Origin of the sequence: Streptomyces sp. CA-135486 (genome assembly GCF_050936555.1) — a bacterium.
Taxonomy (GTDB): Bacteria; Actinomycetota; Actinomycetes; order Streptomycetales; family Streptomycetaceae; genus Streptomyces.
Genome location: NZ_JBNJMM010000001.1, coordinates 1621161 through 1643811 on the forward strand (window position 1 = coordinate 1621161; position 22651 = coordinate 1643811).

Here is a 22651-nt window from a genome sequence, read left to right on the forward strand (position 1 = left end):
GCTTTGTGCTGTTCGCCGGCCCGCTTTCCGGCAGCGAGCACGACCGCATCCGGACTAGCAGCCGCCCACGGCGCCTGAAGCCCTAGGTCACAGCCACCGAGCGAGTTCGCTCGCGGTGACGGAACTCGTCGGTCTCTCTGCCGGATCTGAGCAACGCCGTTCAGGTTCGGTCGTGTTGCCCTGTGGGGTGTAGGTGAGGGTGCCTGCGGCGGCAACGGCCATCAAGCTCCGCCTCCGTATCTGGGGCGAAGCCTGCGCGGTGGAAGGGAAATCCGCTGCACGAGGGTTCGTATCCCATATGTGAGCTGGAGCGGACGCCTGCCAGTGGCAGGGCACGCGTGCCCTGGGGAACGTGCAGGGGACGGCGAGGGGACACAAGGATCTGCGTGGACCGAGCAGGACTGACAGGAAGTATCAAGATGCACCGCCTCTGACGCGTAAATAGTGCCTGGTCGGAGTGGGTGTTGGCAGGGCTGGGTGCCCGGTGGTCGATGTTGCCGCCGGGGATCCGGGTCTGCTGGATGCTCTTATGGAGGTCAAGCAGCGGTTGTGAGGTGGTTGGGGGCCGCTGCGGTGGGGTTTGTGGAGGTCAGGACGTGGTAGATCTCGCGGGCGACGAACCGCTGGGGTTGCCGGACCGGACTTTCGTGTTCTTGGTGCGGCCGGCGGACTCGTGGTGGCCGGGGCAGACCCCGGCCCAGGACGCGAAGTGTTTGGCGGAGGCGAACCGGGTCATGTCCCCGCCGGTCTCCGCGATGATCACTTCGGCGGTGGCCTGGTCGATGCCGGGGATGGTGTCGAGCAGGTCGAGGGCGCCACGAAAGGGTGCCATCGCCGCTTCGATGCGTCCGGTGAGCTGGTCGATCATCGTGGTGAGCTGGTCGTACTGGTCCAGATACAGGTGGGCCAGGAACGCGTGGTGCTCGCGGAACCGTCCGGTCAGGGCCTCGGTGAGCTCGGGGATCTTGTTGCGGAGCTTGCGTTTGGCCAGGTCCGCGAGGACCTGTGGGTCGGCTCACCGCGGATGAGGATCTCGAGCATGGCCCGGCCGGAGACGCCCATGATGTCGGAGGCGACCGCGGACAGTTTGATGCCGGTGTCCTCCAGCAGCTTCTCCAGCCGCTGGACCACACGGCGTCGTTCACGGGTGGCGGTGGTCCGGGCCCGGGTCAGGTCCCGCAGTTCGCGGACCGGCTCGGGCGGCACGAAGGAGGGCCTGACCAGTCCGTGGGCGCCGAGCTGGGCCAGCCAGGCCGCGTCCGAGACATCCGTCTTGCGGCCCGGCAGGTTCTTGACCTGCCGCGCGTTGACCAGGATCACGTCCAAGCCCTCGGCCAGCACGCAGTAGAAGGGCTTCCAGTAGTACGAGGTCGCCTCGATCACCACCAGTGTCACCTGCGTGGCGAGCAGGTGATCCCGCAGGGCGAGGACCGCGTTCGTTGTTGATCCCCACGTCGTGGTCTCGGTCGTGAAGGACCCCCGCCGCTTCGTACTCGGGGTGCGCACACACGCCTTGGCGTCCTTCTTGCTGATGTCGAGGCCGGCGCAGCGTTCGTGCAGCACGTCCACGGCCTTGCTCCCTCCTCGCCGGACAGCCGGGTACGCCGTTCCGGGAGGACCAGGGTGATGCCACCGCCGATACGCGCCAGCTGTTCACACCTCGAATCCCGCCCCGAACGGTGCGCCGTCGGCGAGACGGCGGCCGGTCCGGAGAAGGCCACCCTGGCGGCAGCAAGCCGCCCGGTGTCAAGAGTGCGCCCCTGAACCACCTCCCGGACCGCAGGGGAGAAACCGGCGCTCATGGTGAGCGCAACGCCTACGGCCGTAACCCGGACGCCAACCGGAGGGTCATCTGCCCGGACGGCTGGGCCGCGAACAAGGGACACCCCGACACCACGACGGTTCCCGACATCAGCACCAACGACAAGCCCAGTTGTGACGAGTTCGCCTTCGCCGCCAGCTACAACAGCGGCGGTATGCCGAAGGACATGGAGGGCACCAACCCGGTCACCTCCGGCGACCAGTGCGTGCAGACCTTCGCTACGAAGCTCACGGACGGCACCTGGAAGCTGTACGACGACGAGCGCAAGGCCGGTCCCACGTGGAAGGAGGTCTGTGGCCGGTCGGCTTGGGAAGAGCTCGCCGGGTCGCCGGTCGTTCTCCGAACCCGCCGGGTGGCGTGTTCGGGGGCTCGTCCGCGTTACAGGCGGGGACACAGCAGGGTCGCCCGGGCTGCGCATTTCCTCTGCCGTCTTCTGCGGGGAAGCGACGTCGTCCGGCGAAGCGCCCGCCGAGGTACCAATGCCGTCGGGCCTACTGTCTCAACGGGGGTTAGAAACTTTGCGCCGCCGCGAGATGATCTTATGAGGTATCGTCCACTGACTCAGTTCGACCGCTCGAGCACGTGCTCGACCAAAGGGGGCTTCTGTGGGACTTGGCAAGCTGGGCGTCTTCCTCAAGGCACTGATTGGTATGGCTGCAACGATAGGGCTCCTATTGTTTGGCGCCACCTCCGCAAGTGCACATCCTGGGTGGCAGACATACTCGGCCAACTCCAATTGGAAGTGTGGCCCCAGCAAGAGTATTTCAATCTCCAATTATGTGGTATTCCAGACCTGCCTGATCACCACGCCCGATAAAACCAAGGCCCAGTTGGTCGTGGTTGTTTCCAACCGGTCGGACAAGACGGTCGAACTGAAGGGGGCTGCCTTCGACTCTGACATATACGGCGGTTACGACTGGGATGACGACCTCGGGGCTGGCTTCTGCGGATACCACGAGCTGGCAGCAGGCCAGGCCCGCGGCTGCTTTGGAGACACGGTTGGGTATGGTTGCGGTCTAGGCCTTACTCACCACGCGTATATCTATGCCAATAACTCTGGCCCGGACTGGACGACTGCGTTCTCCACAGATCACTATTGCTAATAGGGATCCACATTAGGTGCTTCCCTCGCACACGCATGGCCCGGCCACTCGGCCGGGCCATGCGCGTCTACCGTCCTTCTCCTCTCCACCTCTTCGCCAACGCCTCAAAGATCAGGACAAATCTCGCGGCTACACGAACGTGACCGCACGAAGCTCCGCCCAGGCTCCTGAAAACTGGCCAATTTCGTGCGGTGGTTGGTTCATTCAATGTCGAGTTCAGTCAGGGCGGCTCGTTTGCGGGTCGTTTCAGATTGTTCCGGCCGGGTGTGACACGCATTCAGGACAGGTTGTGCAGCTGTCCTGAGAAGCCGTCTCTCAGCCGATCTTGGAACGTGCGGGTCGAACAGGGGTCCTGGGTGGGTGACCTTCCGGCGGTACGCGCATGAAGGCAGGGCCTCTCGGTGGCTCGGGGATGCGAATCGGACCGAGCTATGCCGGGAGGCCTGTTGTCGCGTTGTTGTATGCGCCCCATGCCCGTCTACTTCAACTCGATTGCCCGGTCGTGTGATTGCCTCGCGCACGTGTACGGCAACGCGGCCGACCATCCCGATCGTGTGCGGCGGTATCCGTCGGACATGACGGATGTGGAGTGAGCGGCCATCCGGCCTTTGTTGCCGGTGTCGGCCTGGCTGGAGGTGCGAGGCGGACAGCCCGAGGCCTACTGCCACCGCCAGGTGCTGGCGAACATCGGCGACCGGGACGCCGCCGTCGGCCTGCTGGGGCGCCTGCACCGCGACATCACCCTCGTCTGGGCCGACGGCGGCTACACCGGCGGCCTCATCGACTGGTGCCGGTACAAACCTCGCCCAGCAGATCGTCAAGCGCACCGACGGCATGGAGGGGTTCGTGGTGCTGCCGAGACGCTGGGTGGCAGAGCGCACGTTCGCGTGGTTGATGAACTCCCGCCGTCTGACCGCCCGCTGATCGCCACTCATCCAGCACGCCCAGAATCCGCTGGTAGTCCGGCGCCAGCACTGTCACCGGCAGCCCTTCCTGCCAGGGCGGCACCGTCGAGCCCGGCACACTGGGCAGGCACCGGCTCTGCTGCCCATGGTCAACCCTGTCGACCCGGCCGTTCCCTTCGCTGATCCCATTCCGCCCGTGCCAGGTACCACGCGCCTGCTCGCAGCAGCCGAGCAGCAGCAGTTCCGCACCTGGCTGAACTCCCTCCGCCCCGGCGGATTTGCGGGCGGTGGCGGGACGACCGACCCGGACAACGCGTACCAGCTGCGTATCGCGGGCTATCCCGAGCGGGAAGTACCGCTGGCAGGGAAGAAGCGGGGTCTGATGGTGGACGGCATACGGCCCGCCGATGGGTACCTCGTCGAGGCAAAGCACGTGCGCGATCCGGACCGCAATGAGAAGAGCTTCCGCTCCCTCGACCGCGTAGAAGACGCACTGACCAAGCCAGTCGAAGTGAATAGCAAGGGAGATCGCGTGGGACCCCGTCGTCGACGTATGTACGCAGGTGACGAGAAGGAACTCGTCCGATACAAACAGGCCATGGCCAATCCCGCGAACCGCGAGATCCGCGGCCTTGAGATTGTCACGAACGGCCAGGACAACGCTGCTTACTGGCAGTCCATGATGGCCATGACGGGTACACCCGGCTCGACGCGCCACGAACCCTGACACCGAGGAAGACTGTGTCTGCTGAGCGGAACATCCGAACCAACTTCGCCTTCTACCCGCCCGAGGACGACGGCGGTGGCGCCTGGCAGGCCACCCTCGAAGCCCTGGAGCGGGCCCTGAGGCAGGCGTTCCCTGAACCCACCGTGGAGTACCGGAACTCAGCCATCCACGGCATGACCGTTCTCGACTTCGAGATCGAGTTGGCACCCGATGTCTGGATCGAAGGCACGGCCGCGATGCCCAAACCCGACTATGCCTACATCACCCTCACCGACGTGACCGCCAACGAAGCTGCTGTCTTCGCCACATGGCTCCGTGACTCGTTCGCCCCCGCACCTCAGCTTGTGCGCTTCGCGAGCAGCCTCGCCATGGCGAACGGGGCGGAAACCCCGTGGCCCCTGCCGGCCGAGGGCGATACCGCAGAGATCGAGGACGTGCTGCGCAGGCACCTCGATTCCTTCGACACACCCTAGAGCTGCTCCGCAGAAGTTCGTGGAGGGGTCAGGCCGCTGGGTAGTGCGGTGTCCTCGTAGAGGTTGCGGTTGTGCGATGTCAGTGGTGCTGGGTCATGTGGGCGAGGGTCTGGGTGGCGCTGTCGGGGGAGAAGGCGCTGTTGATGCCTTCTGCGGCTCCTTCGGCTGCTTGGATGGAGCGGGGCAGCAGGACGGTTTCGTAGGCGCGGATGGCGTCGTCGGTGGTGGGCCTTTCGATGAGGGCGTGGGACAGGTCGGCTCCGTCGAGCATGGCGAGGTTGGCGCCCATGCCGGAGAAGGGGGACATGAGGTGGGCGGCGTCGCCGAGGAGGGTGACGCCCGGTGTGTGGGTCCAGGTGTGAGGGACGGGCAGGGCGAACAGGGGCCGGTTGGTGTAGCCGGTGTCGGTGGCGGTGATGAAGCCGAGCAGGTCGGGGCTCCAGCCGGTGAACTTCTTCAGGAGGGCATCGCGGACGGCGGCGGTGTCGGTCAGGGCTAGGCCGGCCTGCTGCTGCCAGTCCTGTGCGGTGCGCATGCCGATGTAGACGCGGATGTGTCCGCCGCTGTTGCGCTGGGCGACGAAGCCCTGGTTGTCGTCGAGGGCCATCATGGTGCCGTTGCCGGTGAGCGCGGCGAGGCGGGGGTGGCGTGTGTCGGCGTCGTTGAGTCCGGTCTCGACGAAGGTGACGCCTGTGTAGAGGGGCGTCGCGTCGGACAGGAGGGGGCGGACCTGGGACCAGGCTCCGTCGGCTCCGATGACGAGGTCGGCTTCGGCGCTGGTGCCGTCTGCGAAGCGCAGGCGGTGGGTGCCGTTGCCGAGGGCTTCGGTGCGGGTGAGTTTGTGTCCCCAGCGCACGGTGTCGGGCTTGAGGGAGTCGAGGAGGATGTCGCGGAGCTGTCCGCGGTCGATCTCGGGGTTGCCTTCGGCAGTGTCGGCCTCGGGCGGGATCGCGTCGAACAGGATGCGGCCGTCGCGGCTGACCAGGCGCATCTGCTGGCCTTCGGGCCGGGCTTGGGCGAGGAAGTCGTCCCAGAGGCCGGCCGCGCGCAGGGCGTGCTGGCCGGAGTCGGGGTGCATGTCGAGGGTGCCGCCCTGGTTGCGGGCGGTAGGGGAGGTGCCCAGGTCGTAGACGGCTGCGGTGATGCCGTGTTGCTGCAAGATGCGGGCGCAGGTCAGGCCGCCGGGGCCGGCGCCGATGATCGCGATGCGGTGAGTGGGCATGGCTGGTCACGCCTTTCGGGCAGAGGGGAGCGTGCAGAACGGGCCGGGCTGTGCCACGCGGCCCCGCCACTCCAGAAGAGCACATCAACTCAATAAGTGCAACGACACAACTTTTGAAGTTGGGCAACCCAGTGTGTAGGGTCGTGGCATGACCGACACGACGGCCGGCACCCCGGCGACGGCACCGGCGGGGCGCCGTGAACGCAAGAAGGCCGCCACCCGCCAAGCCCTGGCCGAGGCGGCTCTGCGTCTGTTCCTTGAGCGGGGATACGAGCAGGTCGGCATCCGTGAGATCGCGGACGCCGCTGACGTGTCCACCACCACGCTGTTCAAGCACTTCCCGGTCAAAGAAGCCCTCGTCTTCGACGAGGACGCCGATCAGGAAGCCCGGCTGCTCGCCGCCGTACGCGAGCGGCCCCAAGGCCAGTCCATCCCCGCGGCCCTGCGCGAGCATGCCCTTCGCTACCGCGTCGCAGCCGTCGACTGCGGCGCCGGTTTCACCGCGTTCGTCGAGCTGGTGGACAACACCCCGGCGTTGCGGGACTACGCCCAGCGCATGTGGTTGCGCCACGAGACCGCCCTCGCTCGCGCCATTGCCGAGGAAAGTGGACTTCCGGCCGACGACACGGCCTGCGCCGCCCTCGCCCACTTCGCCCTCGAAGCACCCCGGGCCGCCCGCAGCAGCCAGGTTCCCCGCCAGGCCGTCACGCGCGCCTTCGACATCCTGGAGCAGGGCTGGGGCGCCGCTGCCTCCAGGGGGTGAGCGCCTGACGCCGGGCCCGTCCCCGGGGGCCCGGCAGACCCTCCGCCATGATCACTTCCCATGATGGAGGGCTCAGGGCGGGGTGCGGCGGCCGTGACGGTGAACGATCACACACGCGATGTACTGCAACGGCTCGCCGCCTCGGCGAAGGCACAGGTCAGACAGGTCCTCCGGGGCCGGATCGCGTTGGCCGCCGCCGACGGATCGGGCAACGCGGCGATCGCCCGCGAGCTAGCAGTGAGCGTCAACACGGTCCGCAAATGGCGCGGCCGGTTCGCCGCCCACGGACTGGCCGGCCTGAGGGACGCTGCCCGCCCAGGCCGGCCGCGTCGCTACGACGACCTCGTGCGCGTCGCGGTGATCGCCACGGCCACAAGCATCCCGACCGGCCCAGCCGCGACCTGGACACACGCGGCGATCGCCGCACATGCACCCTGTACCGCAACCCGCCCAGTGGGGCGATCGTGCTGTCCATCGACGAGAAGACCGCGATCCAGGCCCGCGAGCGCCGCTACCCCTCCCATCCCGCTACACCGGGCCGGGCCGCCCGCCGCGAGTTCGAGTACCGCCGTCACGGCACAGCCTCGATCGTCGCCGCGCTCGACGTCATCACGGGGCAGGCCCTGACCGAGACCATCCACCGCAACGACGCCGCGGCCTTTACAGCCTTCCTGGGCCAGCTCGACCGGCTCCTGCCCGGGGACAAGGACATCCACGTTGTCCTCGACAACGGCTCCTCCCACACCGCCAAGCACACCAAGGCATGGCTCGCCGCCCACCCGCGCTGGCGCGTCCACTGGACCCCGCCGCACGCTGGTCACTGCGAAGCAGGGGTAGCCCGTACACGTAGGCATCGTGGAGGGCCCGCATTATTACGACGCCGAGGGCGAGAGGCATCTGGCCCGGCGTCACCACGTCAGCCGGCTCACCGCCACCGACCCCTGGCGCTCGCTGATCTGCCCGAGGGTGTACGCGAGCATCTGGTGGCCGGCCAGGCGACGCTGTCGAAGTCGGATAAAAAAGCGGCGGAGTACTTCGGCCCGGTCGGCGCGCCCGAGGGCCACTCCTCGTCATCCTCCCCGACAAGCGGCCGGGCAGTCCTCGCCTGCCGCCCTGCGTCCCGCTACTTGCGGCTGTGCGCCGAACGCGGGCGCCAGGCGCGTGTTCTGGCTCGTCGACAACCGCTCGTTCCACCGCGGTCAGACGGCCTCCGGCCGCCTGACCGGCGCATTCCCGAACGCGGTCATGGTCCACACGCCCGGCCACGCCTCCTGGCTCAACCAGGTGGAGCTTTTCTTCTCCGTTGTCCAGCGCAGGTGGTCTCGCCGAACGATTTCAGCGATCTGGAGCAGGTCGCCAACTCGCTCCCGAGCATTCGAAGGGCGCTACAACAGCACAGCACAGCCGGCACACCGCCGATCACCAGGAAGAATCCTCCGTCGACTTGGCAGCATGATCAACCCCTGAAGACTTCCGAAGCTGACCACTAATTAATGGCTGATTAACGACAGCGTCTCAAAGGGAATGCACGACTCAATATTGTCGCCGCGTGTGGTGACCGGCGCATATGCCATGCCGGGTGATCTTCGCTCGACGGCCGGCGATTGCGCGGAATGACTTATTCACCGCATAGGGGTGATCATGAGAGGAGCATGAGAATTGACATGCTTCTGAGGCTCTGGAAAGAATCAGGGCGTTCGCTCGGCGAGTAGGCATTGGTGCAAGTCAAATGCCGACTGGTATTGGTGCAAAACCAACGCAGTGAATGGGGAGAGATGAGTATTCGAAAGAATCTTGGTCTGGTGGGGGCCGGCGCCCTGCTGATGCTCGGTTCCGGGGTGGGCCTGGCGCCTGCCGCGAGCGCGGCCTCGACCGGCAACGGTCAGGCGGTCTCCGTTGCGCAGAACGCCCAGGGCCAGACGAAGACCGAGGTCGCCTCGAAGTCGCTCGACAAGTCCACCGGTGTCAAGGCTGCCGCCAAGGGCGACGTCAACGCCATGGCCGCCAGCTGCTGGAACGGCTCCACGTCCGGCCAGTACATGTACATGACCTGTTCCGGCAACGGCTACCGGGTCTACATCGACTGCTCCAACGGCTACCGGTACATCTTCTCGACGTACTACTACGGCACCTTCAACCACACGATGTGGTGTCCGTCGGGTACGTACGCCATCTGGGGCGGTTCGATCGGCGGCTGACCAGGGCCGCTCGCAACTGCTGAAGATCGAATTCGTGGACTGCCCGGACAGTCCATGAATTCGATCTTTTTGTGCACCGGCACCGGAATGATTTCGTCCCTTTCTTCTCAGATGAATTTCATGAACCTCTCATCGGCCTCTCGGTGGCCCTCGGCAATGATGACTGTCGCATCCGAAGTGCGGAATTCTCCAGAGAGTATTAGACGAGGAGTCGACGTTGAAACTGCAACGATTACATCGAATCGCAATGGGTTCCGTCGCCGCGTTGCTCCCGCTGGTTGTGCTCACAGGTTGCGGGTCCGACGAGAAGAGCGACATCCCCTCCGCCGGCGGTAAGAAGACGCCCAGCAGCAGCGCGAAGAAGCCGGGTGGCGGCGAGCCGCAGGACGGCGTCCTCAAGTTCGTCCGCTGCCTGCGCCAGAACGGCCTCACGGTCGACGACCCGGCCAAGGACGGAAACCTGTCGATCCAGGTCACCGAGACGCAGGACCAAGCCAAGATCGACAAGGCGCGGAACGCCTGCAAGCAGTTCCTGGACCAGGGCGGCAGCGGCGGTGGCGGCGCGGCCTCCGGCGGCAAGGAGAGCGAAGAGCGCAAGGTCTGGCGTCTCAAGGTCGAGAAGTGCATGCGCGCCAAGGGCTTCGACATGGGCAACGTCAAGGAGAACCAGAAGGCGGAGCACGAGAAGGCGTCGAAGGAGTGCTACAAGGAGGCCGGTCCGCTTCCGGATGAGGGGCAGTGAAAGACGGTGGCGGCGAGCACGAAGCCATGACCGAAGTCCACGCCCGGCCCCAGGCACACACCGACACCGTGACCGGGGCCGGCGACCACGCCCCCAGCCCGCGGCGCTCCCGCGTGCTGCTGGTCTCCATCGCCGTCGTACTCACCGCAGGCACGGTCGCCGCCGTGGTGCTCCGCGACCGGACGGGCGACGAGCCGCCGGCCCGGCTCTCGGAGACCGCGACCACACCGGTCACCCGGGGCGACCTGGCCGCGACGGACAAGCTCGACGGGACACTGGAGTACGCGGACGAGGTGTATCTGCCCAACCGCCTCACCGGCACCGTGACCTGGGTGGTCCGCCCCGGCGAGACGGTCTCCCGCGGCGGCGTCCTCTACCGGGTCGACGAGAAACCTGTGGTGCTCCTGTACGGAAAGATCCCGGCCTACCGCGCCTTCGGACCGGACATGTCCGACGGAGGCGACGTACGCCAGCTGGAGAGCAACCTCGCCGCCTTCGGCTACACCGGCTTCACCGTGGACGAGGAGTTCACCGACAACACGGCCGCCGCGGTGAAACGCTGGCAGCGCGACCTCGGTCTGCCGAAGACCGGAAGGCTCGAACTCGGCCGTGTCCTGTTCGCGCCGCAGTCCGTCCGGGCGGGTGCGGCCGACCGCAAACCCGGTGACGAGACGCAGAGCGGCAGCCCCGTCCTGGCCACGACCAAGGCCGAACGGGCCGTGACCGTGAAGGCCAAGATGTCCCAGCAGCAGCTGCTGCCCGTGGGCAAGAGGGTGCTGGTCACTCTCCCCGGCCGCGACAAACCCGTCGCCGGCAAGGTCACCTCGGTCGGCACGGTGGTGGACGGCGGGGGAGGCGACGACGACAAGAACAAGGACGGCGGCGGGAACGGCGGCGACGGAGGCGGTGGCGGGAACGGAGGCGGCGGGAAGGACCCCGAGGGTGGCGACCAGACCGTCGTCGTAAAGATCGCCCTCCTCGACCAGAAGGCCGCGGGCACCCTCACCTACGCCCCGGTCCGTATCGAGGTCGAGAGCGAACGGCGCCAGGGCGTCCTGTCCGTACCCGTCGCCGCGCTGCTCGCCCTGCGGGAAGGCGGATACGGCGTCCAGGTCGTCAAGGGCGACACCACACGCATCATCCCGGTCACCACCGGGATGTTCAGCGCAGGCAGGGTCGAGGTGTCGGGAACCGGAATCACCGAGGGACTCAAGGTCGGGATGCCCGCGCTGTGAACGCCATCATTGAGGTGACGAATGAACCGGCCGGGTCGGCACCGCCCACCGATCCCGTCATCGAGCTCACCGGGGTGACCCGCAGTTACCCCGGGAGCCCGCCCGTCCACGCCGTCCGCGACCTGTCGCTGCGCGTCCTGCCGGGCGAACTGCTCGCCGTGGTCGGCCCTTCGGGATCCGGGAAATCGACCCTGCTCAACCTGATGGGCACCCTCGACCGGCCCACCGATGGCCGCGTCGCCATCGCGGGCTACGCCGTGGACCGGCTGTCCGACCGCGAACTCTCGGCGCTCCGGGCGGAGCACATCGGCTTCGTCTTCCAGCAGTTCTTCCTCACCGCCGGGGTCAGCGCGGTCGACAACGTGGCCGAGGGGCTCTTGTACGCCGGACTGTCCCGGCGCGCCAGGACCGCGGCCGCCGTCGAGAGCCTGCGCCGGGTCGGCCTCGGCCACCGGCTGCGGCACCGCCCGCACGAGCTGTCCGGCGGAGAGCGGCAGCGGGTCGCCCTGGCCCGCGCGGTGGCAGGCCGGCCCTCCCTGCTCCTCGCGGACGAACCCACCGGGTCCCTCGACAGCGCGTCAGGGGCGAGCGTCGTCGAACTGCTGCGGGAGCTCAACGCCGACGGCACCACGATCGTCGTCATCACCCACGACACGGAACTCGCCGCCCGGCTGCCGCGCAGGGTGACCATGCGCGACGGGCGGATGGTCGAGGACGGCGGTCGCCCCACGCCCGACGGCGGTCATCGCCCGCCCGACGGTGGCCGTACCGCCCCAGGTGCGACCGCCGGTACCGCTCCGGGCACCGCGCAGGAGGCCGCCCGATGACACCCTCCCGACCTGCGCTGCGCCCGGCCCGCCTCGGACCGCTCGACGTCCTGCGGCTGAGCCTGTCCGGGCTGCGCGCGAAACCAATGCGCGCCGTGTTCTCGGCGGCCGGGATCTCCATCGGTATCGCCGCGATGGTGGCCGTCATGGGCATCTCCACCTCCAGCCGCGCGGAGCTCCAGGCCACCCTCGACACACTGGGGACCAATCTGCTGCACGTCGAAGCGGGGGAGTCCCTGACCGGCGGTGCGGCGAAGCTGCCCACTGGGGTGACCGGGATGGTGCGCCGGGTGCCACCGGTGACCGACGCGAGTGCCGTCGGGACGGTCGACGCCAAGGTGTACCGCTCGGACCTGATCCCGAAGGAGGAGACAAACGCCCTGGAGGTCGCCGCGACCCACCCCGACCTCCTGGCCACCCTGGGCGTACGTACGTCGAGTGGAGTCTGGCTCAACCAGGCCACGGACAGGTATCCGGCGGTCGTGCTCGGCTCCGCCGCCGCCCGCAGGCTGGGCGTCGTCCGCGCTGATCCGGATGTCCAGATACTGATCGGCGGTCGTTCCTTCACGGTGATCGGCATCCTGGAACCGGTCGTGCTCGCACCCGAGCTGAACAGCTCGGCGCTGGTCGGGTTCAAGGCCGCGCAGCAGTACCTGGGCTTCGACGGGCACCCTACGGCCGTCTACCTCCGGGCCGAGGAGCACGCGGTGACCGACGTCCGCAATGTGCTGGCCCGCACGGTCAATCCGGAACAGCCCGACGCGGTACGGGTCGCCCGACCGTCGGACGCGCTGGCGGCGAAGCTGGCCGCCGAGGAGGCGTTCACCGGGCTGCTGCTCGGTATCGGAGCGGTCGCCCTGCTCGTCGGCGGCATCGGTGTCGCCAACACAATGATCATCGCGGTGCTGGAACGACGTGGCGAGATCGGGCTGCGCAGGGCACTCGGTGCCACCCGGGGCCAGGTCCGCAACCAGTTCTTCACCGAATCCCTGGTGCTGTCCGGGCTCGGGGGCTGCGGTGGCGCGCTCCTCGGACTGCTGATCACCATCGGGTACGCGGAGCACCGGGGCTGGCCGGTCGCCCTGCCGGCGACCGCCGTGCTGGCAGCAGCGGCGGGCACTCTGGTCATCGGGGCCGTGGCCGGGCTGTATCCGGCGATGCGCGCGGCGCGGGTCTCTCCGACCACGGCCCTCGCCTCGAGCTGACATGGTGGGGCCCCTGACGGTGCTGTCGGTGTCGGTGTCGGTGTCGGTGCCGGGGGATGCCCCGGTGGAGACGGTGCGGGTGGCGTTGCCAGCTGCAGCTCAGCCGGACGAGGCCGCGGTGACACGGGCGGAGCGGTCGGCGTGTTCGCCGGTAACGGCGACGCCGAGCATTCGGCCGGCCGTTCCGCCGATGTGCTCGACTTCGGTCAACGGCCGAGCGGCGATGGGTTCCACGGTGCGGTCGGAGATCGTTCCTCGCTGCGCCGCGCCGGTCTCGGCCTCACCTGACATGGTGATCGCGGTGTCCATGGAAGTCGCCCCTGTCACGGCCGATGAGCCGGGCGAGGTCGAGTCTGCCGTCGAGGTAGCGCCCCACCAGCAACCCGACCGTCCCGAGGACGAGGACGACGAGGAAGGCGTCGAAACCGCCGAACGCGGCGGCGAGGCCGAGTACGAGACCTGCCAGCAGCCCCATCTGAGAGGACGTCATGTCATTCTCCTAGGCGCCGTACGTTGTCCTTGCGGTGGTCGTGCGGCGATGAGTCGGGGCGTGCGAGGTCGGACAGATGGCCCTTTCGCTGTACGGAGCTCGTGGTGAGGCACCGTGCGCACCGTGGTGATGCTCGGCGTTATGCGGGCGCGGGGCCTATGGACGGCTACTGGACGCGGTCGCTGGTGCCCCGGTCGTCGCCGTCACTGCCGTCGCCGGGGATGTGTACGTCATTGACGTTGATGTTGACCTCGACGACTTCCAGGCCGGTCATCTGCTCGACGGTGTCGATGACGTTGTTGCGGACGTTCTTGGTCAGCTCGGGTATGGACGAGCCGTACTCGACCACCATCTGCAGATCCACGGCTGCCTGCTTCTGACCGACCTCGACGGAGACGCCCTGTCCGGCGCTGGCGGAGGCTCCGGGGATCCGCCCCTTGACTGCGCCGAACGCCCGTGACGCTCCGCCGCCCAGCTCGAATACACCGGGCACCTCGCGGGCGGCGAGCCCGGCGATCTTCTGGACGACGACGTCGGCGATGGTGGTGGAGCCCTGCCCGGATGCTTGTGCCGGGGAAGCTGCCGTTGTGCTGGTGGCACTCTTGTCCGCATCACCGGCGGCGAATGTGGAATGCGGGGCAATATGCGTGGTGGCCGGGTTCGTCATGGTGCTCTCCTCGGGTTTCTGGCTCGGGACGAGGCGGTCCGCGCTCGTCACACCAGAAGGACCCGCTGCGGGGGAGAACGTCATGGCCCCTCAGGCACCGGCGTTACTTGCGTGGTCGAGAGGGGGGAGGGCGGCGGCGTCGATGTCGGTGACGACAAGGCGCAACCGGGCGTCCTTCCACCGAGTCTCTTTCAGCGCCGCGTGCAGGGCGGCCTCGGCTCTGCGCAGGATCGGAGGAAGGGGGAGGGCGAGGGCGACGACGCGAACCTCGATGAGTTCGTCGTCGATGCCGACGGCCAAGGTGTCGAGGTTCCACGGCACGCGTGAGCCGATGCGGGTGGTGGACGGGGTCGCCGGCCGCAGGGCGGGGAGCCCGTCCAGTACGGCCAGGAGTGAGCGGGTCATCTCTGTTCTCGGTGTCACCACGCACCAGCCTCGTACGAGTCGATGTCCATGATCGACACCGTGACGGCTTGCGGGGTGAGGCCCGTTGCATCGGCGACCGCGCGCGTGATCTCGCGCTGAACGGCCTGGGCCACAACCGCCGCCTGGTCCTGCCCGGAGGTGATCAGGTCGACGGAGACGCCCAGGGTCGATGGCACGACTGACCGGTCGAGCGACTGGTCGACGGCGACTCTCACACCCTCGGTCGGGGCTGGGGTGAGGCCGTTGATCTTCTGGCGTGCGGCACGAGCCACCTGGGAGGCGAGGCCGGTCACGCCGGGTTCGAGCCGGACAACGCCTGCGACTCCTGCAGCGGCACGGGCGACGACTGCGGCGATCACGGGCTCGGCGATCACCCATTGGGAGCGGGGAACCCTTGCCTTGTCGTCCGGCACGGTCGTTCTCATTGCGAGCACCATTGTCCTTGTGCTTCAGCCCTTCTGAACGGCTGCTGCCCGATTCCGGGGTTTTCATTCGTCGTAGAGGTCCTCCACGGCCAGGTCCAGACGCACCAGTGTCATCCCGACCCGTGCCGCAGCGGCCGCCCGGACCCGCTCGCGCACCACGTCGACAGCGGCGGCGGCGAAGTCGCGGTAGCTGACCGCGAGGCTCATCGACACCTCCACCGCGCCGTCCGTCTCCGTGGCAGTGATCTTGCAGCGACGCGCGCGTACACCGTCGACGGAATCGGCGGCGAACCGCAGCACCGCGGCGACCGCTTGTTCGCTGATCCGGACTCCTCCCGGCTCCGAGGTGGGCAGCGCGAGCATGCGGTGACGGCGGACCTCTGCCCGCACCGCGGACATGATCCGGTTGGTCAAGCCCAGCGGGGGGCCGATCTCCTCCGAAGCCAACTCGCCGGTCACCTCCCGCAGCACCAGCAGGCTCTGCCGGGCGACAGAGCAGTACTCACAGTCGGGGTCATGGGTGTCAGCCACGCCGGTGTCGACCGGGTCGAGCCGCTCCCACACCGTCTCGACATCCCGGCCGCAAGGCAGCGTGTAGCCCTGAGCGTCGCTCATTTCCATGGAGCCATCACCTCCGCCAACTGCGCTCGAGCGCGCGCTATGCGTCCACGTACCGCCGTCCGGGTCGTGCCCATCGCCCCTGCGATCTCCTCGTAGGAGCGCCCGTGAACCTCCCGCAGCAGCCAGCAGGCCCGCTGTTCCGGCGTCAGCCGCCCCAGAGCCGCTGCGAGCGCGATCAGCTGCTCGCTGACCTGCGCCGCACGCTCAGGCGATCCCGCCGCATCGACGGATTCGCGACCGTCCAGGTCAGCGTCCGTAACGGGTCTGCGTGCCCGGATGACGTTCAGGCACCGGTTGGTCGTCGCCCGGTAGAGCCAGCCTACGAATGCGGCGTCTTCCCGTAGCTGCCCCAGCCGCCGCCAGGCGGTCAGGAACACCTCCTGCACCACGTCCTCGGCGTCGCCACGGCTGGAGAGCATGCGCAGTGCCAAGCGGTACAGCGGCCCCTGATAACGGCGCACCAGCACCTCGAAGGCGCGCATGTCGCCGTCACGGGCGCGGATCACCAACGTGGCATCGTCCAGCACCACCTCCCGGCCGAGGGCGGCGGGCTGTGAACCGATACCGGCAGGCGATGTCACCTGCAACACCTTCGGGCGCCAGGCATGCTCTCGGGCCCCTCTCTCGGACCTGCTGGAACACCGGCCGAACCGCGCCGGGCAGTAGAAGGACACCCCAGCGCCACCGTCGTCACGGCACATCAATTTTCCGCCGTACACGGGTCCGCTGCAGCGGTCGGCGCTGACGTCCGGCGACCGGCAACCGCGGACTGCCACGGCGGCCCGCCCCTCGCCAGGCTGTGGTTCCGGTTGGACGCGGATTGTCTCCGCCAATACCGGGGAGTGGTCCGTAAGTCTCTGACGAGCCGTTGCGGCGGGACTCTCGGTCGGCGTCACGGTCCTGAAGGCGGGCTGCTCTCTCCACTCGGCCCGTCTTCGCCGACTGGAGGCAGTGACGAGTATTCAGCTCAGGAGGCCGGATGAGGCAGTGGCTGAGCGGTGGCACGCGTCGCGGATGGGGATACCTGCCTGTGGAGGCTTGTGAGGGCTTGCCGGTAGGAGGCGATGAGGCCGGTCTCGAGGTAGAGGACGCCTAGTTCCTCGCAGTAGCGGCGGACGATGGGGCGGGCGTCGCGGAGTTGGGGGGCAGGGCGCCGGACGCCTGGGGAGGCGGCGGACGAACGGGATGGAGCGGGAGTTGTCATCGTGACCGGAGCCTTCCGTCAGCTGGGGGACGTGACCCGAGGGGCGGTTCTCGGCGCGACGGAAAAGGACCGATCCATGCTGACATTCGATGCGCGGGGAGGGCATCGCCGAGATGCTCAGCCGTATTCCCTGATGGAAGTTGCGGTTACCAGTAGTGCCGTCGTCCGCCGACCGCGTGCCCTACCGCTCCCAGAACCCACAGCACAACCCCGATCGCGACCAGGATGATCCCGATGGTCCAGAGAATACCGATGCCGGCCAAGAGGCCGATGATGAGAAGAATGACTCCGAGGATGATCATGACGTCCTCCGGTGGCGGGCGGCCCCCTCTGTACTCACGGCTCCCCGCCTTTTTGCGAGGCAAACCCGGTCGGTGCGTGCGCGTTCCGGCAGCAGCATTACGATCATGGTCAGTGGGGGCGACCGACCAGTCCTGACGTACGGCTGGGGCAGTCCGAGACTGAAGATCCATGAGCACCGCCAGTAACGCCCGTCCGTTCATCGGCCCAGGAATCGAGCTGTACGCCGTCACCCCCGAGGAACTGAAGTGTGAGTGCCGCCGCCAGGCCCAGGGCGTCTTCCCTCTCCTGTCCGGTCATGGGCCCCGGGGTGGAGCGCAGAGCGGTCAGGTGCGCGGAACATGGTGGGGCCGGCCGGCTTCCAGACCTCTCCGATGTCTCGCCGGCCCCAGGACCGCAGGGAAGCGAGGGACGGGTGGTCGGCCTGATCGACCAGGGTCGCACCGAGCGACGCCTGGTGGTCGGTGAGCAGCCGCTGCTGCAGTCGCCGGTCGATGTCATCGTCATGCTCGTGCGGAGCGACCAGGATCTTGTCGATCGCGAAGACATTGTCGGACTCGGTGAGTTGCTCGACGCTGCGTGGCAGTGCCCCGTCGAACCCCAGCCACCACAAGTCGTCGCTCCTCACGGGGAATCCGACGGCACATCCCACCAAGGCCGTCGATTCCGCGATCACCATGGCGAATCCCGGCCGCCGGATGTCGCCACTGAGGCGGTGCAGGAACTCTTCCCGGCTGCCGCTGCGGTACCCCTCATTGGGCCTCAAGTCCGAGGACTCCACGTACAGATCCGCCAGTTCCCCATGCAGGTCCTCGGCCTGCCAGCGGTTCAGCCGACGCAGACGCACCGCATCCGTGGCAGACGTATCGGGACCATCATGGTTCCGCGGTTGCCTCCGCCGGGACCAGGCCATCACAGCACACCGCCCGAGAGGGTAGGTGTGAGGGAACAAGCGGCTGCGGCGGGGCTGGAGCGGGTGGGACGAGTCCGCCCCGGAGAGAAGCCGGCAGGCATCCGAAGGGGAGGCCGAGGAGGAGGAAACCGGAGCCGGTGAGGTCGACGAGCCGAGCCACCAGCGCCGGCGGGTAGTGCAGTTGGAGGGATCCACCGGCTGTGGCGGTGACGCGTGGAGGAAAGTGTTGAGGCCGCTGCAGTCGCAGAAGGTGACAGTGGTGAGGTCGACGTCGATGGTGCGGATACCACCGCTCAGGCACTTCTCCAGCGATTCGCGCACTATCGGGGCCGTGTCGAAGTCGATCACGCCGAGCCCTTCCCCCAGCCACTGCGCGAACCCGCCCGCGCTGCGGATCGCCCGAGGACACACACAACTTGGTCGATCCGAAGTACCACAAGATCGGCGTGCTCGAAGCGATCTACGTGGCGCGCGCGGACCCGTGTCAGAAGCTCCGCCCCCTGTCAGCGCCGCAGGGGCTGGAAGCGGCTCAGCCGCAGGCAGTTGGAGACGACGAAGACGGATGAGGAAGCCATGGCGAATCCGGCGATCATCGGGTTGAGCATTCCGTGGGCGGCCAGCGGCAGCGCGGCCACGTTGTAAGCGAACGCGAACGGACCCCGGCACTGGCAGACTTCCTCCACACCTACAACCACCATCGCTGCCACACTGCACTCGACGGCAAGCCGCCGATCAGCCGTGCAAACAACGCTGCAGGTCAATGCACCTAGGGAACGTGACACGGCACCCGCGGCACCGAGAGTCCCGACGAAGGGCGAGCAAAGTGAAGATCGTGGTAGACGACCTCTCCAACCCAGACATCGCCGGGTTCCTCAACGAGCACGTCCAGCAGATGCGGTCCATCACGCCGCTGGAGAGCAAGCACGCCCTCGATCTCGACGGGCTCCGCAAGCCCGAGGTCACGTTCTGGTCAGTCATGGACGGTGACACCCTCGTGGGCTGCGGTGCGATCAAGAGGCTGGACGCGGGCCACGCGGAGCTGAAGTCGATGCGCACCACGCCCACGCGTAAGCGAAGCGGGATCGCTTCCCTGCTGCTGGAGCACATCACCACCGAGGCCAAGCGCATGGGATTCACGCGGCTGAGCCTGGAGACCGGCGCGGCCGAGTTCTTCCTGCCCGCCAGGAAGTTGTACGAGAAGTTCGGGTTCATCCCCTGTGAGCCGTTTGCGGAGTATCAACCCGACCCGAACAGTACGTTCATGACGAGGATGCTCTAAAGGATCTCCATCCACAGGTGTTGACTATTGCTCACCTGGATTCGTCGCAGGGTGTCAAGCACCAGAGGTACAGATGCCCTGGCGCCGCGCAAGGATTCGGCTTCACCGTCACTGCCGCCGGCCTACTGATGCTGCCCTCGGCACTGCTGCAAGTCCTGGTGGCACCGCTCGTACCGGCGCTGGAGCGGACGTTTTCCTCAGCGCCCACTCGGCCACCGGCTCGGTGCTGCCGGGCGAGGGTGCCTTTGGCCGCGGCCGACCGCGGCTCATGTGCCGTAACCGGTGCCGGCTGCGCACCGGCGGATCAGGTCGGCACGCGAGGTGATACCCAGGCGCTCGAAGATGCGACGCAGGTGATAGTCGACGGTGCGTGGGCTCAGGTACAGCTGGGCCGCCACCTCCTTGTTGGTCGCGCCTTTGGCGACCAGCCCCACGATCTGGCACTGACGGGAGGTCAGGGTTTTGGACCGGACTTCGGGAGTGGGGGCCTCGTTCTCCGCGGGATCCCAGCCGTCCCCGGTGGCGCGCAGCTCGGCCCGGGTCCGGTCGAGCCACAGCCGCGCTCCGTGCCTGCGAAAGATGTCTGCCGCCTCCCGGAGTTGGGCGCGGGCGTCCGAGCGGCGGCGCTCGCGATTGAGGTACTCGCCGTAGAGCAGGCCTGTGCGGGCCAGTTCCAGTTCGCGATCGCCGATCGGGTGCAGGCGCAGAGCGCACCGGAAGTGTTCCTCGGGGTCGCCGGTTTCCAGCAGCGCGCGGCAGCGGGCCGCCAGCGCGGTCGGCCACCCCCGGCCGATCGCCTCCGCCCAAGGGGCGAAAGTCGCCGCGGCGCGCTGCGCCCGCGGCCGGTCCCCGGCTCGGACGGCGGCCTCCACGTAGCTGGGCACGGCCTCGATCGCGACACCGGGATGTCCGAGCCTCGTCCGGGCGAGCCGGCGCAGTTTGGCGGCCGCCTCGGCCCAGTTTCCGGAGGCGAGATCTAGGTGGGCCAGGCCCCACAGGCCAAGGGCGGAGGCGAGGCCCAGGCCGTGCGCCTGCGCTTCGCCGACGACGCGGTCCGCGTACTGCCCGCAGGCCACAGAGTCTCCGGTGATCCCGGCAGCGAGCATCAGCATCCCCATCAGATTGCGGACGCAGCTGAGCTGGCCCGTTTCGCGGGCGAGCCGCAAGGCCTCGGTGGCAGTGAGCGTCGCGGTGGCCGGTCCGCTCAGCCAGCATTCCGGGTACGAGAGGTACTGCATGGCGTGCGCCATCGTGGGTGTGTCACCTGCCGTGCGTGCCAGCGTCACCGCTCGGGTGGCCAGCGCACGGGCGCGGGCATCGTCGGCGATGAACAGCGCACCGTGCGAGGCCCAGGCGAGCAGGAGGGGATCGTCCACCTGCGCCGCTGTCTCGAGACGCCCGCGCAGCCGGGGCACCGCGGCCGCGAGCCGTCCTTGCAGCGCATCGGCGACCGCGAGCAGAACATCGGCGGCCAATCGGCTCTCCGGCTGTTCCTCCCGCCCTGAGCTGTCGAGCACCGCCAGCGCGCGCCGGCCGGCCCGCACGGGTAAGACCCTGTTTCCCGCGTACAGGCCGGCCTCCGCCGCTGCCACCAGCGCCTTGACGGCCAACGCTGGGTTGTCACGGGCCAGTAGGTCGGCGGCGTTCAGGAGTCCGTCGTAGGCATCCGGTGCTGCGGCGTGTTGGAGGGAGATCACGCCCTTCAGATAAGCGATGTGCCCCCGTACGGACGGCTGATCCCTGCCGACCAGGGTCTCCGCGCGTTCCAGCAGCCGGGCTGCGCGCCGCGGCCGTCCGGCGCGCCTGCTGCAGTCCGCCGCAGCGACCAGACGGCTTCCCCGGAGGCCGTCCTCGCGGGTCAGCTGGGCCGAACGTGCCAAGAGCGCCGCCGCGTGCGCGGGGCTGCCGTACCGACGGGCGCATGCAGCCTGGCGTTCCAGCTCGTCGGCCAGTTCGGCGTTGGCCTCCGACAACAGGGCGGCCTCGTGCCAGCAGCGACGACCGTCGTGCGTGTCGGCGAACGCTCGCGCCAGCATGTCGTGCGCCCAGTGTCGCTCGGCGAGATCCGCCCCTTGGCGGATGGCCCGGCCAAGGTCGTCGTGCCGGAAGGAGATCGCGGTCTTCGAGACGGTGAGCAGGCCCGCGGTCTCGGCCGATTTCAGGGCCGATGGGTCGATGCTCGTCCGTTGGGCGACACGGAAGAGTGTCAGGGGGTCCAGGCCCGGTTCCGCGGCCAGCAGCAACAGCAACCTCCGGCAGTCGCCGGGAAGCCGGCGGAACTCGGCGAGCCGGAGGCGCGCCAGGCGAGGTGCCAGCGGCAGGGGATCGGGCAGCCGGGACAGCTGGCTCAGCTCCGCGGGTGTCAGCGTCCGCAGTAACTCCAGCAGGATCAGTGGGTTGCCGCCGGCTGCATGGAGAAGCACCTCGCGAACGGGGAGCGCCACCGGAGAAGACCCGATCCGCGCGATGAGCCGCAGGCAGTCCTGGTCGCTCAGGCCCGCCAGACGGAGTACCGGCACTCCCGACACGGCGGCGCACCTGTCGCTCTGCGTCCCGGCCAGGATCAGGACCCGCTCGGTGCTGATCCTGCGGGCTACGAAGCCGAGGGTGTGCCGGGACTCGGCGTCGACCCACTGCAGATCGTCGACGCCGACCAGCACCGGGCTGCGGACACTTGCCCTCGCCAGGAGCGCCAGCACGGCGACGCCGATGAGCGATCGCTCCCGGGGCGGCGGGACGTGCCCGAGCAGCAGCCGCTGCAGCACCTCACAGGACTGCGGCGGCAGTTGAGGGACGTCGGGGGCCAGCGGCCCGACCAGCCGCTGCACCGCCCCGTACAGCAGGTTCTGTTCCGCCGGTACTCCGTCGGCCCTGACAGCACGGAAGCCATGGGCCAGTTGGGACGCGTACCGGAGCAGTGCGGTCTTGCCGATCCCGTGATCACCGGTCAGGAGCAGGGCGCCGCCGCCTGCTCCGCGGCAGGCGTCCACCGCCGCCGCAAGCTGGCGGCGCTCGGCCTGTCTGCCGATGATGTGGGGTTGCTCGGTGCCGTACGTCATGACGCACGCCTCCCCGGCTCGAAGCCTCCGGTCGAGAATAATGAC

At 68.2% G+C, this 22651-nt stretch carries 23 protein-coding genes and 5 pseudogenes; 14 read left to right on the forward strand and 14 right to left on the reverse strand.

Annotated features, from left to right (window positions below; translation table 11 throughout):
- Positions 1-628: 628 nt before the first annotated feature.
- Positions 629-1569: pseudogene (locus ACQEVG_RS07215) on the reverse strand (IS110 family transposase); the annotation flags it as partial.
- An 858-nt stretch (positions 1570-2427) separates the two neighbouring features.
- On the opposite strand from ACQEVG_RS07215, the gene ACQEVG_RS07220 reads away from it, so the two are divergent.
- From ACQEVG_RS07220 to ACQEVG_RS07230, 3 genes are all read left to right on the forward strand, one after another.
- Positions 2428-2925: a hypothetical protein gene (locus tag ACQEVG_RS07220; protein WP_432978688.1), complete on the forward strand. Its 498-nt coding sequence runs from the start codon at positions 2428-2430 to the stop codon at positions 2923-2925.
- A gap of 1050 nt (positions 2926-3975) precedes the next feature.
- Complete coding sequence (locus tag ACQEVG_RS07225; RefSeq protein ID WP_432978691.1) at positions 3976-4557, forward strand: restriction endonuclease fold toxin-2 domain-containing protein; 582 nt, start codon at positions 3976-3978, stop codon at positions 4555-4557.
- Between the two features lie 14 nt (positions 4558-4571).
- Complete coding sequence (locus ACQEVG_RS07230) at positions 4572-5030, forward strand: hypothetical protein (RefSeq protein ID WP_432978694.1); 459 nt, start codon at positions 4572-4574, stop codon at positions 5028-5030.
- Between the two features lie 79 nt (positions 5031-5109).
- Here ACQEVG_RS07230 and ACQEVG_RS07235 read toward each other — a convergent pair whose 3' ends face one another.
- Positions 5110-6252: an FAD-dependent oxidoreductase gene (locus ACQEVG_RS07235; RefSeq protein ID WP_432978697.1), complete on the reverse strand. Its 1143-nt coding sequence runs from the start codon at positions 6250-6252 to the stop codon at positions 5110-5112.
- 148 nt (positions 6253-6400) lie between these two features.
- On the opposite strand from ACQEVG_RS07235, the gene ACQEVG_RS07240 reads away from it, so the two are divergent.
- From ACQEVG_RS07240 to ACQEVG_RS07280, 9 genes and pseudogenes are all read left to right on the forward strand, one after another.
- Positions 6401-7015: a TetR/AcrR family transcriptional regulator gene (locus ACQEVG_RS07240; RefSeq protein WP_432978700.1), complete on the forward strand. Its 615-nt coding sequence runs from the start codon at positions 6401-6403 to the stop codon at positions 7013-7015.
- Between the two features lie 63 nt (positions 7016-7078).
- Positions 7079-7447: pseudogene (locus ACQEVG_RS07245) on the forward strand (helix-turn-helix domain-containing protein); the annotation flags it as partial.
- Between the two features lie 32 nt (positions 7448-7479).
- Positions 7480-7818, forward strand: a pseudogene (locus ACQEVG_RS07250) (transposase); the annotation flags it as partial.
- A gap of 358 nt (positions 7819-8176) precedes the next feature.
- A complete protein-coding gene (locus ACQEVG_RS07255) occupies positions 8177-8482 on the forward strand; it encodes a transposase (protein ID WP_432978703.1) in 306 nt (101 codons plus the stop codon).
- Between the two features lie 308 nt (positions 8483-8790).
- Complete coding sequence (locus ACQEVG_RS07260; protein ID WP_432978706.1) at positions 8791-9213, forward strand: hypothetical protein; 423 nt, start codon at positions 8791-8793, stop codon at positions 9211-9213.
- A gap of 247 nt (positions 9214-9460) precedes the next feature.
- Positions 9461-9955: a hypothetical protein gene (locus tag ACQEVG_RS07265; RefSeq protein ID WP_432978709.1), complete on the forward strand. Its 495-nt coding sequence runs from the start codon at positions 9461-9463 to the stop codon at positions 9953-9955.
- Positions 9956-9981: 26 nt separating this feature from the next.
- On the forward strand, positions 9982-11190 hold the full coding sequence (locus ACQEVG_RS07270; RefSeq protein ID WP_432978712.1) for a peptidoglycan-binding protein: 1209 nt from the start codon (positions 9982-9984) through the stop codon (positions 11188-11190).
- Complete coding sequence (locus ACQEVG_RS07275) at positions 11187-12017, forward strand: ABC transporter ATP-binding protein (RefSeq protein WP_432978715.1); 831 nt, start codon at positions 11187-11189, stop codon at positions 12015-12017. Before ACQEVG_RS07270 ends, ACQEVG_RS07275 begins: the two co-directional genes overlap by 4 nt.
- Complete coding sequence (locus ACQEVG_RS07280; RefSeq protein WP_432978719.1) at positions 12014-13222, forward strand: ABC transporter permease; 1209 nt, start codon at positions 12014-12016, stop codon at positions 13220-13222. Before ACQEVG_RS07275 ends, ACQEVG_RS07280 begins: the two co-directional genes overlap by 4 nt.
- 99 nt (positions 13223-13321) lie before the next feature.
- Here the strand turns inward: ACQEVG_RS07280 and ACQEVG_RS07285 are convergent, their stop codons facing one another.
- The 11 genes and pseudogenes from ACQEVG_RS07285 to ACQEVG_RS07335 all read right to left on the reverse strand — a co-directional run bounded on the left by ACQEVG_RS07285 (position 13322) and on the right by ACQEVG_RS07335 (position 18966).
- A complete protein-coding gene (locus ACQEVG_RS07285; protein ID WP_432978722.1) occupies positions 13322-13531 on the reverse strand; it encodes a hypothetical protein in 210 nt (69 codons plus the stop codon).
- Complete coding sequence (locus ACQEVG_RS07290) at positions 13503-13712, reverse strand: hypothetical protein (RefSeq protein ID WP_432978725.1); 210 nt, start codon at positions 13710-13712, stop codon at positions 13503-13505. Before ACQEVG_RS07290 ends, ACQEVG_RS07285 begins: the two co-directional genes overlap by 29 nt.
- Before the next feature lie 166 nt (positions 13713-13878).
- Complete coding sequence (locus ACQEVG_RS07295; RefSeq protein ID WP_432978728.1) at positions 13879-14379, reverse strand: Asp23/Gls24 family envelope stress response protein; 501 nt, start codon at positions 14377-14379, stop codon at positions 13879-13881.
- Positions 14380-14469: 90 nt separating this feature from the next.
- Entirely contained in the window at positions 14470-14784 is a 315-nt protein-coding gene (locus tag ACQEVG_RS07300; protein ID WP_432978731.1) for a hypothetical protein, read from the reverse strand.
- Between the two features lie 14 nt (positions 14785-14798).
- Complete coding sequence (locus ACQEVG_RS07305) at positions 14799-15230, reverse strand: Asp23/Gls24 family envelope stress response protein (protein ID WP_432978734.1); 432 nt, start codon at positions 15228-15230, stop codon at positions 14799-14801.
- Positions 15231-15293: 63 nt separating this feature from the next.
- The gene (locus ACQEVG_RS07310) at positions 15294-15845 is read right to left on the reverse strand and encodes a hypothetical protein (protein WP_432978737.1); all 552 of its coding nucleotides are present in this window, start codon (positions 15843-15845) and stop codon (positions 15294-15296) included.
- Positions 15842-16432 (reverse strand): RNA polymerase sigma factor, encoded by a 591-nt coding sequence (locus ACQEVG_RS07315; protein WP_432978740.1) that lies wholly within the window; start codon positions 16430-16432, stop codon positions 15842-15844. The genes ACQEVG_RS07310 and ACQEVG_RS07315 overlap by 4 nt, the downstream gene beginning before the upstream one ends.
- Before the next feature lie 769 nt (positions 16433-17201).
- Positions 17202-17357 (reverse strand): DUF6131 family protein, encoded by a 156-nt coding sequence (locus tag ACQEVG_RS07320; protein WP_389177718.1) that lies wholly within the window; start codon positions 17355-17357, stop codon positions 17202-17204.
- 227 nt (positions 17358-17584) lie between these two features.
- Positions 17585-18202, reverse strand: coding sequence for a hypothetical protein (locus ACQEVG_RS07325; protein WP_432985141.1), 618 nt, complete (start codon positions 18200-18202; stop codon positions 17585-17587).
- A gap of 339 nt (positions 18203-18541) precedes the next feature.
- Positions 18542-18679: pseudogene (locus tag ACQEVG_RS07330) on the reverse strand (hypothetical protein); the annotation flags it as partial.
- Positions 18680-18771: 92 nt separating this feature from the next.
- A complete protein-coding gene (locus ACQEVG_RS07335; protein ID WP_432985498.1) occupies positions 18772-18966 on the reverse strand; it encodes a hypothetical protein in 195 nt (64 codons plus the stop codon).
- Here ACQEVG_RS07335 and ACQEVG_RS07340 point away from each other — a divergent pair.
- Positions 18910-19038, forward strand: a pseudogene (locus ACQEVG_RS07340) (IS481 family transposase); the annotation flags it as partial. The gene ACQEVG_RS07335 and the pseudogene ACQEVG_RS07340 sit on opposite strands and share 57 nt — an antisense overlap.
- 53 nt (positions 19039-19091) lie before the next feature.
- Positions 19092-19547: a GNAT family N-acetyltransferase gene (locus ACQEVG_RS07345; RefSeq protein ID WP_432978745.1), complete on the forward strand. Its 456-nt coding sequence runs from the start codon at positions 19092-19094 to the stop codon at positions 19545-19547.
- Positions 19548-19813: 266 nt separating this feature from the next.
- Here ACQEVG_RS07345 and ACQEVG_RS07350 read toward each other — a convergent pair whose 3' ends face one another.
- Complete coding sequence (locus tag ACQEVG_RS07350; RefSeq protein ID WP_432978748.1) at positions 19814-22606, reverse strand: LuxR C-terminal-related transcriptional regulator; 2793 nt, start codon at positions 22604-22606, stop codon at positions 19814-19816.
- Between the last annotated feature and the right edge of the window lie 45 nt (positions 22607-22651).

What these genes read in the sequence shown, in the direction of transcription:
- ACQEVG_RS07225 (WP_432978691.1), top strand. Translation starts at nt 3,976, where the DNA reads ATGGTCAACCCTGTCGACCCGGCCGTTCCCTTCGCTGATCCCATTCCG.
- ACQEVG_RS07235 (WP_432978697.1), bottom strand. Translation starts at nt 6,252, where the DNA reads ATGCCCACTCACCGCATCGCGATCATCGGCGCCGGCCCCGGCGGCCTG.
- ACQEVG_RS07240 (WP_432978700.1), top strand. Translation starts at nt 6,401, where the DNA reads ATGACCGACACGACGGCCGGCACCCCGGCGACGGCACCGGCGGGGCGC.
- ACQEVG_RS07260 (WP_432978706.1), top strand. Translation starts at nt 8,791, where the DNA reads ATGAGTATTCGAAAGAATCTTGGTCTGGTGGGGGCCGGCGCCCTGCTG.
- ACQEVG_RS07265 (WP_432978709.1), top strand. Translation starts at nt 9,461, where the DNA reads ATGGGTTCCGTCGCCGCGTTGCTCCCGCTGGTTGTGCTCACAGGTTGC.
- ACQEVG_RS07270 (WP_432978712.1), top strand. Translation starts at nt 9,982, where the DNA reads ATGACCGAAGTCCACGCCCGGCCCCAGGCACACACCGACACCGTGACC.
- ACQEVG_RS07280 (WP_432978719.1), top strand. Translation starts at nt 12,014, where the DNA reads ATGACACCCTCCCGACCTGCGCTGCGCCCGGCCCGCCTCGGACCGCTC.
- ACQEVG_RS07285 (WP_432978722.1), bottom strand. Translation starts at nt 13,531, where the DNA reads ATGGACACCGCGATCACCATGTCAGGTGAGGCCGAGACCGGCGCGGCG.
- ACQEVG_RS07290 (WP_432978725.1), bottom strand. Translation starts at nt 13,712, where the DNA reads ATGACGTCCTCTCAGATGGGGCTGCTGGCAGGTCTCGTACTCGGCCTC.
- ACQEVG_RS07295 (WP_432978728.1), bottom strand. Translation starts at nt 14,379, where the DNA reads ATGACGAACCCGGCCACCACGCATATTGCCCCGCATTCCACATTCGCC.
- ACQEVG_RS07300 (WP_432978731.1), bottom strand. Translation starts at nt 14,784, where the DNA reads ATGACCCGCTCACTCCTGGCCGTACTGGACGGGCTCCCCGCCCTGCGG.
- ACQEVG_RS07305 (WP_432978734.1), bottom strand. Translation starts at nt 15,230, where the DNA reads ATGAGAACGACCGTGCCGGACGACAAGGCAAGGGTTCCCCGCTCCCAA.
- ACQEVG_RS07310 (WP_432978737.1), bottom strand. Translation starts at nt 15,845, where the DNA reads ATGAGCGACGCTCAGGGCTACACGCTGCCTTGCGGCCGGGATGTCGAG.
- ACQEVG_RS07320 (WP_389177718.1), bottom strand. Translation starts at nt 17,357, where the DNA reads ATGATCATCCTCGGAGTCATTCTTCTCATCATCGGCCTCTTGGCCGGC.
- ACQEVG_RS07335 (WP_432985498.1), bottom strand. Translation starts at nt 18,966, where the DNA reads ATGGTGGTTGTAGGTGTGGAGGAAGTCTGCCAGTGCCGGGGTCCGTTC.
- ACQEVG_RS07350 (WP_432978748.1), bottom strand. Translation starts at nt 22,606, where the DNA reads ATGACGTACGGCACCGAGCAACCCCACATCATCGGCAGACAGGCCGAG.